The sequence below is a fragment of the Kitasatospora sp. NPDC059088 genome, assembly GCF_042738155.1.
Lineage (GTDB): Bacteria > Actinomycetota > Actinomycetes > Streptomycetales > Streptomycetaceae > Kitasatospora.
The window spans coordinates 1-8296 of record NZ_JBHYGR010000052.1; the positions used below are offsets into that span (position 1 = coordinate 1).

9 protein-coding genes and 1 pseudogene are annotated in these 8296 nt (G+C 71.4%); 3 read left to right on the top strand and 7 right to left on the bottom strand.

Annotated features, from left to right (window positions below):
• From ACFWXO_RS23255 to ACFWXO_RS23280, 6 genes and pseudogenes are all read right to left on the bottom strand, one after another.
• Window positions 1-122: pseudogene (locus tag ACFWXO_RS23255) on the bottom strand (IS5/IS1182 family transposase); the annotation flags it as partial.
• Between the two features lie 53 nt (window positions 123-175).
• Window positions 176-850, bottom strand: coding sequence for a rhomboid family intramembrane serine protease (locus tag ACFWXO_RS23260; protein WP_380525633.1), 675 nt, complete (start codon window positions 848-850; stop codon window positions 176-178).
• 225 nt (window positions 851-1075) lie between these two features.
• Window positions 1076-1546 (bottom strand): NUDIX domain-containing protein, encoded by a 471-nt coding sequence (locus ACFWXO_RS23265; RefSeq protein ID WP_380525634.1) that lies wholly within the window; start codon window positions 1544-1546, stop codon window positions 1076-1078.
• Between the two features lie 32 nt (window positions 1547-1578).
• Complete coding sequence (locus ACFWXO_RS23270; protein ID WP_380525635.1) at window positions 1579-2427, bottom strand: helix-turn-helix domain-containing protein; 849 nt, start codon at window positions 2425-2427, stop codon at window positions 1579-1581.
• Window positions 2428-2441: 14 nt separating this feature from the next.
• A complete protein-coding gene (locus tag ACFWXO_RS23275; protein WP_380525636.1) occupies window positions 2442-2957 on the bottom strand; it encodes a DUF6879 family protein in 516 nt (171 codons plus the stop codon).
• Window positions 2929-3183 (bottom strand): hypothetical protein, encoded by a 255-nt coding sequence (locus ACFWXO_RS23280; protein WP_380525637.1) that lies wholly within the window; start codon window positions 3181-3183, stop codon window positions 2929-2931. The genes ACFWXO_RS23275 and ACFWXO_RS23280 overlap by 29 nt, the downstream gene beginning before the upstream one ends.
• A 216-nt stretch (window positions 3184-3399) precedes the next feature.
• Between ACFWXO_RS23280 and ACFWXO_RS23285 the strand changes: the two genes are divergently transcribed.
• The 3 genes from ACFWXO_RS23285 (at window position 3400) to ACFWXO_RS23295 (ending at window position 6026) form a co-directional block, all read left to right on the top strand.
• Entirely contained in the window at window positions 3400-3540 is a 141-nt protein-coding gene (locus ACFWXO_RS23285; protein WP_380525638.1) for a hypothetical protein, read from the top strand.
• Window positions 3537-4721, top strand: coding sequence for a methyltransferase domain-containing protein (locus ACFWXO_RS23290; RefSeq protein WP_380525639.1), 1185 nt, complete (start codon window positions 3537-3539; stop codon window positions 4719-4721). The genes ACFWXO_RS23285 and ACFWXO_RS23290 overlap by 4 nt, the downstream gene beginning before the upstream one ends.
• Before the next feature lie 258 nt (window positions 4722-4979).
• Window positions 4980-6026: a hypothetical protein gene (locus tag ACFWXO_RS23295; protein ID WP_380525640.1), complete on the top strand. Its 1047-nt coding sequence runs from the start codon at window positions 4980-4982 to the stop codon at window positions 6024-6026.
• A 65-nt stretch (window positions 6027-6091) separates the two neighbouring features.
• Here the strand turns inward: ACFWXO_RS23295 and ACFWXO_RS23300 are convergent, their stop codons facing one another.
• Window positions 6092-8107 (bottom strand): prolyl oligopeptidase family serine peptidase, encoded by a 2016-nt coding sequence (locus tag ACFWXO_RS23300; RefSeq protein WP_380525641.1) that lies wholly within the window; start codon window positions 8105-8107, stop codon window positions 6092-6094.
• Window positions 8108-8296: the final 189 nt, after the last annotated feature.

The window sequence follows — 8296 nt, forward strand, 5'->3', positions numbered from 1 at the left end:
CGGAACAAGATCCCGTTGATCACCCTGCGGTGGTCGTTCCAGCGCCCGCCCCGCCGACCGCTTCCCGGCAGATGCGGTGCCAGCCGGCCCCATTCCTCGTTCGTCAGATCACCCCGCCCCATGCCGGGCACAACGAGCCCGGCATGGAGAAGTCACATGATCCGCCGGACAGAACCTAGGCGGCAGCCGAGCGCGCGAGTGGGCGCCCGGGTCGGGGTACGAGGGCGAGGCCGAGCAGGCAGCCTGCCGCCAGGCCCGCGCCGTGGTTGTTCTGCAGGAGGCACAGCAGCGTTCCCGCGGCGGGGATGAGGAGCACGTACCAGGTGTCCCGGAGCGGCCGGCGCGGCGGGTTCGCGCCCAGCAGGCAGCTGACGGCCAGGGCGCCCAGCAGGGCGCAGACGGCCACCGAGTCGCCGCCGCCCTGGGTCGACCAGCCGGCCAGGCTGACCACGTGCGCCAGGACGCCGCCGACGAGGAAGATCACCAGGGTGCGCCACCACCCGAGCGCGGCCTCGGTGACGGCGCCGACCACGAGCAGGGCCGGCAGGTTGATCACGATCTGCATGATGCCCGAGGACTGCACCAGGAGTGCGCTCCCGGCCCGCCACCACTGCCCGTCCGACAGAGCGCCCGGTTGCCGCATCAGGTCGCCGACGACGGAGGGCACCGCGTACTGGACCACGGCCATCACCGCCATCACCGCGAACAGCGCGAGCGTGACCCAAGGGCGCCGCGCCAACGCCGCGCGGACCACGGCCAGTACTTCCCCCGGCCCGGCGCCGCCACCCGCGGGGCCACCGGTCCCGGAGCCGCTCGCCGGCCCGGCCAGCACCAGTGTCCGCACTCCCACGCTGACCACCACAGCGGCGCTCGCGTACAACCCGATTTCATGCGGCGACATTGCCTACCCCCGTGAGAACACCTCGGGGCAGCTCGCCCCGTCAACGTGGCCCATCCTGGCAATCGGGTGCCGCCGCGCACCAGGCCCGATGATCACCAGCCACCCATGACAGCCGTCACAACATGCAAGATCAGCGAGCCGGGACGACTGCCGGCGCCATGGATCGGCATTGCGTCAGCCGAGATACGGGAGAGGCCTGCGCTCCAGGAAGTGCTGGAGCCGGAGGCGTTGAGTGTGGTGCATCGGCAACCCCTCGATGTTGCTCGGGGCGACGAACCGAAGGTCGGTGGACTCGTCCGAGATCCGAAGCTCTCCGCCCGTGATGCGGGCGGTGAAGCAGACATTGAACTGCTGCCGGACCTCGCCGTCCGAGTAGGCGATCACGTGTCGGGGGTCGGTGTACGTGCCGACGAGCCCGGTGATCTCGACATCGAGGCCGGTCTCCTCGCGAACCTCCCGGACGGCCGTGCCCGGCAGCGACTCGCCGAGATCCATCGTCCCGCCCGGCAGCGCGTACAGGCCGTTGTCAGTGCGTCGCTGGAGCAGGATGCGCCCTTCGGGATCCGTCACCACTGCGGACGCTGCCACAACCAGCCGGTTGGGCGTGGGGGCGTCGGGATCGTTGTAGTACTCGGTCCGTGCCACGGATCAGCTCTCCTTCTCTGTGCATCGACGTATCAATCCAGGCAGGCCAAAGCGCCAGCGACGAGGGAACGTGCCGTGGCGCCGCGCGCGGCCCCCTGAGAGAGCAGATCAAAGGCGCGGGCATACAGGTCGACCTGGCTGGGTTCCGTGAGCGTCGAGGCGGCGTCCAGAGTGTCCGCGTGGACCCTGGCAGCATCGAAGATCGTGAAGGTAGGCATGGGCCAAACGGTCCGCTGCGCCGCGAACGGGATGATGCCGACGGCGACGTTCGGAAGATCCATGACTCCGAGCAGGTGGCCCAGTTGTGCCGCCATGGCCTCGGCGCTGCACACGCGGTATCGCAGTACTGACTCCTCCAGTACGAAGGAGAACCGGCGTGCGCCATTGCTCAGTACCGTGTTGCGCTTCATGCGGGCTGCCACGGCGTCGTCCACGTCGTTAGGGGTTCCCCGGAAGTCCGCGATGGATGACAGCAGAGCAGCGGCGTATTTAGGCGTCTGGAGGAAACCGGGGATCACGTCGGAGACGTAGACGCGGAAGGCCCTGGTCTGTCGGTACAGGTCCCCGGTGGACTCTTGCAGGTGGCGGAGTCCACCTCGCTGGAGTTGCCGCCATCGCACGTAGGCGTCGGCGGACTGTCGGTTGGCGGCGAGCAGGTCAGGGACTTGACCGTCGGCGGCACAGGCTCGGCACCAGGCCCTGATGTCGGCGTCGGAAGGAGGTGTCTTCGCGTTCTCGACCCGGGACGACTTCGATTCCGACCAGCCGCACCTGGCGGCCAGCTCCCGCCCGCTGATACCCGCATCCTTCCGGATCTCGCTCAGCCGACTGGCAAGGGCCTCGCGAGCCTTCTGAACGCTTGAAGAGGGGTGCGCGGGCATGGAGCTGGCCTGCGTCAGATCTCGTACTGGTGATGTGGGACGGCTCGTTCCCAGACCGCTTCGAACGCGGAGGCGCACAGCTCCACGGTCTCTGGGTCTGCCGTGATCTCGTCCTCGACCACCGCGCCGTCGCCGGAGAAGTGGTGCACCCGGAGCAGCGCGCCATCGAACAGCCAGAAGTCGTTTCCCGGCAAGGGAATGCTCGTGGCCTGCCGCCGTGGCAGCCAGCGGACGTCCTCGCCCGCCGTGACGTTCGCGTGGGTGACGTAGTGCTCCCACCGGATGTACTCGGACACGGGCTCGGACACGACCCGAGCCCGACGGATGACCACGCCCCGGGCCACGGTGTCCGCGATCAGCTGGTCATAGGGATGCCACCAGGACTCGCGCTCCTCCCAGTCGATCCGCTCACCGCGCTGCCACGCCTCGAACCGTTCCGTCGGGGCGTAGGAGTCCCGGAGTTCCAGATGGAAGGCAGACCGCTGGCATTGCTCAAGCAGTTCAGCGAAGTTGGGCACGCTCGATGACATCACACGCCTCCCTGATCATGGGCACCATTCGGGCCGGAAGCCTGACGATGGACTCATCATCGGGTACCGGCCCGTTCGCGGGGCTGCTCCCTTCGCATTCCGCCTGAACCCGGGGGCGAGGGTTCCACCCCTGGAAGAGGATCTCTTGAGCTTCCGGGTCCACCCACACGGTGGGGCAGTGGTCCCGGTCGGTGTTGGGGTCGATGCCAACGAACTCCACGGCCATGGCCGGCTCCCTGGTCTAGGTGCTTGCTCGGGCTTGCACAAGCTTGTCCGGCCAGCTGATACGCAGTCAATGCCGTTATCTGATGCGGTAATTGGCGTGCAAGGTCGTGCAAGTTCATAGAGGCCGGCACGTCGCCGTCCGTAGTGTCTCCTGTGCCGGTAAGGCAGATGGCAGAGGGATTCACCTCGGTCGGATCGATAGCGGAAGGGGTAGAACATGGGCAAGCGCGGTGGCGGGTCCGGCGACGGCAAGGGTGGCGGGCAGCAGGACGACAGCAACAAGGGCGCCGGGCACGGTGGAGGGTCCGACGAGGGCGGCAACACCTCCGACGGATCGTCCCCGGCGGGCGGCAAGTGACCAGCGAATCGCAGAAGGAGGCGAGCCCCCAGGGGCTCGCCTCCGCGCTGGTGGCCGGCGGCGCGCTCTCCTCGGACTGGCTTCCCTCCTTCCGGGCCGTACCCCGCCAGCTGTTCGTCCCGGATCGCATCTGGCCGGGCATCGCGGACGGCACTCAACAAAACCCCGTGGTGTACCGGTCGCAGGACCCCGAGGCATGGCGGCGGGCGGTCTACTCCGACATCCCGCTGACCACGCAGTGGGACGACGGGCAGCACCACGGAGACGGGCTCGGAACCACCCCGACGTCGTCCAACTCCATGCCCACGATGGTCTTCTCGATGCTCCAGGACCTCGACGTTCGCCCGGGCAACAGGGTGCTGGAGGTCGGCGCCGGCACCGGCTGGAACGCGGGCCTGCTGGCCCACCGCCTGGGCAGCCCCAACGTGGTGACCGTCGAGTACGACCCCGACGTGGCCCGGGGAGCCCGCGCGAACCTCGGCCTCGCCGGACTCGCACCGACCGTCGTCGAAGGCGACGGGCGGCAGGGCTGGCCGGACGGCGCCCCCTACGACCGGATCATCGCCACCTGCTCGCTGCTGGAGATCCCCGGGGCGTGGCTGGCCCAGTCCGCGCCCGGCGGGATCATCGTGGCGCCGTTCGGCACCGAGTACGGCGGCGAGCAGATCGTCCGGCTGACCGTGAACGAGGACGGCACCAGCGCCAGCGGCCGGTTCTCCCGGAGCTCCGCGTTCATGCGGCTGCGACAACAGCGCACCGACCGGCCGCCGTTCGAGGACTACCTCCGGGGGCAGGAGTGGCCAGGAGACGGGGTGAGGACCACCACGACCCTCGCCCCTCCCGACACCGGCGGGTGGTTCGAGCAGTTCGTGATCGGGTCGGCCGTCCCCGGCGCCTTCTGGCGGGCCGAGCGCTACGACGACGGCGACGGCGCGTACACGCTCTGGCTCTACAGCCGGGACACCCGGTCGTGGGCCTCCGTCGACTACGCGCGCGGCCGCACCGAGTACGAGGTGTACCAGTCCGGCCCCCGCCGCCTCTGGGACGAGGTGGAGGCCGCCTGGCGCTGGTGGGACGACCAGGGCCGCCCCGGCTTCGACCGGTTCGGCCTCACGGTCACCCCGGACGCCCACACCGTCTGGCTCGACTCCCCGGAGAACCCGGTACCGCTCCGTGACTGAGCCATTCCGTCGTTTCGCCCCGTCGAGCCGGCTCGGCTCGATGGGGCGGGGGCGGCGGGTGGGGGTGCCCCGGGCGTTAAGTCAGATGACCGATGTGGCGTGGCCTGCTGCGCTGGCAGCCTCTGGGGCGGGCCGTTCCGCGTCCGCCGGGGGCCACGCCCCGTGCGGGGGCGTCGGAGTCGGGCCGCACCACGTCGTCACCACTCCGGGGCCCGCGCGTCATCGCCGGGCTCGCGGGGCAGAAGGGCAGCAGCAGACATGACCGCACCACCCCGCACCCCACTGCACCGTCGCAGAGCCTCCGGGTTCGTCGCCGCGGTGACCGTCCTCCTCGCCGCGCTGGCCGCCGTCTTCGCGGGCACGGCCCCGGCCGGTGCGGTCACGCCCTGGCAGGAGACGAACCACAACGGCAGCACCCCCGACTCCCCGGCGATGGCGTTCTACGCGGGGAGCAACGTCGAGGTGATCCGGGGGCAGGACAACAACCTCTGGTTCAACGTCGACAACGGCGACTTCAACCACATCGGCGGCGTCACGTACGCCGCGCCGTCGATCACCGTGTTCCGCGGCGAGCTGTGGATCTGGCACACCGGCCAGAACGGCGACGTCTGGGGCCAGAACCTCGCCAACCCCGGTGAGTCCAACCACCGGCGCTGGTACTGGAACCGGCCCATCCAGTTCAGCACCCAGAACATCGGCGGTTCCGGTTCGGCCGGAAGTCCGACCCTGAGCCCGGCGGTCGCGGCCTCCCCGGACGTGCTGCACTTCATCGTGGTCGGCGCCAACGAGCGCATCTACCACGCGACCATGGGCGTGAACCGCAACTTCAGCCGCTGGACCGAACTGCCGGGCGGCGCCCGTACCGAGTCCGGGGTCGGCACCTCGACCTCGCCCGACAACCGGCTGACGGTCGTCCACCGCGGCACCGACAACCGGATCTACCGCCAGGGCCTGAACGTCCTGTACTGGCAGTGGGACAACAACTGGCAGCAGATCAGGAACACCTACACCAACGCCGCCCCGTCGGTCGCCTACAACTTCCACGACGGCCGGATGATCCTGGCCTGGCGCCAGGCCAGCTCCGGCCAGATCCTGGCCTCCGAGATCTCGACGACCTCCGCCGAGTCGACGACCCCCCAGGGCGTGCCCAACGGCAACAACGTCACCAGCCCGTCGGCCCCGCGCGTGGACACCGAGCCGGACGGCGTCGGCCTGACCATCCGGGGCGGCAACTTCCTCGACGTCCGGGGCAACTACTACCGGAACAACATCGTCTACAACATCCACAACTACTACCCCAACTGACGCTTCTCCCGAAGCCGTCCTGCTGCCCCCTCGGGTCTCCGCCCCCCGACCCGAGGGGGCGTCCGTCATTCCGCGCCCAACGAGCGCCGCAGGAAGCCGAGTTCGTGCCGGAGCAGGTCCTCCACCGTCGCTTCGTCGGTCGGCCGGTGTCCGGCGCCGCGCAGCGGCAGGACTTCGTGCGGGCGGCCGGCGGCGAGCAGCGCGGCAGAGAGCCGCAACGCGTGGACGGGGAAGACGTTGTCGTCGGCGAGGCCCTGGACCAGGAGGAGTGGGCGGCTGAGCTTCGGGGCCTCGGCGATCAGGTCGCAGGAGTCGTAGTGCCCGGGGTGCTCGTCCGGGTGGCCGAGGAAGCGTTCCTGCCAGTGGGTGTCGTACAGCCGGTGGTCGGTGGGCGCGGCCCCGGCGGAGGCGGCGTGGAAGACGTCCGGGCGCCGCAGTACGGCGAGCGCCGCGAGGAAGCCGCCGTAGGACCAGCCGCGGATGGCGACCCGGCCGAGGTCGAGCAGCTCCGGCCGAAGCCGGGCGGTCTCGTGCAGGCCCTCGATCTGGTCCTCCAGCGCCGGCCCGGCCTTGTCGCCCCAGATGCTCTTCTCCCAGTGCGGCCCGCGCCCCGGGGTGCCGCGGCCGTCGACGACCAGCACCGCGAAGCCCTGGTCGGCGAACCACTGGGACACCTGCTCGTACCAGGCGCCGCCGGTGGTGACCTTCTGCATGGCGGGCCCCGCGTACGGGTCGAGCAGGACGGGCAGCGGCCCGTCGCCGGCCCGGTGGCCGGCGGGCAGGAAGAGGTGGGCGCGCAGTTCGCGCGGGCCGAGGCGGAGCGGTTCGGGGCGGGCGGTGACGACGGGGGGCTCGGCGTACGAGGTGAGGGGGAGGGGCGCACGGCCGTCGCGGAGGACGGTGGAGAGGCCGCCGTTGGTGAGCACCAGCGTGCCGCCGCGCCCGATGCCGCCGTGCACGCCGGGTCCGCTGCTCAACTGCCGTATGCCGGTGTCCGGTTCGTACGTCCACAGGTGGGTCTCGGTGGGTTCCGCGGAGGCGGTGAACAGCACCCGCTCGCCCTCCGTCCCGAGGACGCCCCGCAGTTGCAGCCCGGCCGGGGTGACGGGCTTGCCGTCGACGGTCAGGTGCCGGGTGTCCCCGTGGTCGGCGGTGTCGACCAGGGCCCCGCCCGCCGTGCGCACCGGCACCCCGGGCAGCAGCTCGACCCAGTGCGGGTCGGTCCGCTCGGCCAGCACCCGGGTCGCGCCGTCCGCCCCGACCGCCAGCGTGCGGACGGTGCGCTGGTCGCGGCTCTGCACGGCGGCGTACGGGCCGTGGTCGTCCCAGCCGGCGGCGGTCAGGTACTCGAAGGCGGCGCGGTCCCAGCGGACCTCCGTGCGGGTGCGGCGGCCGTCGAGGCCGAGCAGCCAGAGGGTGACCTCGGCGTTGGCGGTGCCGGCCGGCGGGTAGCGGACGGCGCGGGGGGAGCGCCCCGGGTCGGCGGGGTCCGCGAGGAACCACCGGGCGACGGCACGTTCGTCGACCCGGGCCGTGAGCAGCGCGGTGCCGTCGGGGGACCACCAGTACCCGCGGTCGCGGTACATCTCCCCGACGGCGACGTACTCGGCCAGGCCGTAGCTCACGTCCTCGGCCTCGGGTTCGGCCACGGCGCGGTCGTCCGTACCGTCCGTGGAGACCACCCGCAGGGCGCCGCCGCTGACGTAGGCGATCCGGCGGCCGGTCGGGTCGAGCCGCACCTCCCGCGGCGGGGCGGCGGTGGCGAGCGGGTGCGAAGAACCCGTGGCGGTGTCGGCCAGCCACAGTGTGCCGTCCAGCGCGAAGGCGGCGTACCGGCCGGTGGCGTCGGTGCTGTACGAGGCGATGCCGCCGGTGCTGCCGAGCGCGCTCGGGTCGATGACCAGTCGCTCCTCGCCGGTCGCGGTGTCCAGGGCCCAGAGGCAGTGGACCGGGTCGGCGCCGCCCCGGCTGCGCAGGAAGAGCACGGTGGCGCCGTCGGCGGTGGGCGCGGCCTGGGCGGGGGCCCCGAGCGTGAAGTGCCGGGTGCGGGCCAGTTGCCGGGGGAGGGAGTCGGTGGTCATGCCGGGGACCATAGGCACACTCGGTGCGGCCCCGTCGAGGCATTAAACCGGCCGGAAACGGCCGGGGGGGGGCGCGGCGCGCCGCCCACCCCCCCGCCCCCCCCCCGCCCCGGCCCCCCCCCCCCCCCCCGGGGAGCCGGCCGAGGGCCGCCCAGCAGACACTGGGCGGAGGGGGTGTGTTTATAAGTA

Coding starts and splice junctions, on each gene's coding strand:
- ACFWXO_RS23270 (WP_380525635.1), bottom strand. CDS start 2,427: ATGCCCGCGCACCCCTCTTCAAGCGTTCAGAAGGCTCGCGAGGCCCTT.
- ACFWXO_RS23275 (WP_380525636.1), bottom strand. CDS start 2,957: ATGTCATCGAGCGTGCCCAACTTCGCTGAACTGCTTGAGCAATGCCAG.
- ACFWXO_RS23280 (WP_380525637.1), bottom strand. CDS start 3,183: ATGGCCGTGGAGTTCGTTGGCATCGACCCCAACACCGACCGGGACCAC.
- ACFWXO_RS23285 (WP_380525638.1), top strand. CDS start 3,400: ATGGGCAAGCGCGGTGGCGGGTCCGGCGACGGCAAGGGTGGCGGGCAG.
- ACFWXO_RS23295 (WP_380525640.1), top strand. CDS start 4,980: ATGACCGCACCACCCCGCACCCCACTGCACCGTCGCAGAGCCTCCGGG.
- ACFWXO_RS23300 (WP_380525641.1), bottom strand. CDS start 8,107: ATGACCACCGACTCCCTCCCCCGGCAACTGGCCCGCACCCGGCACTTC.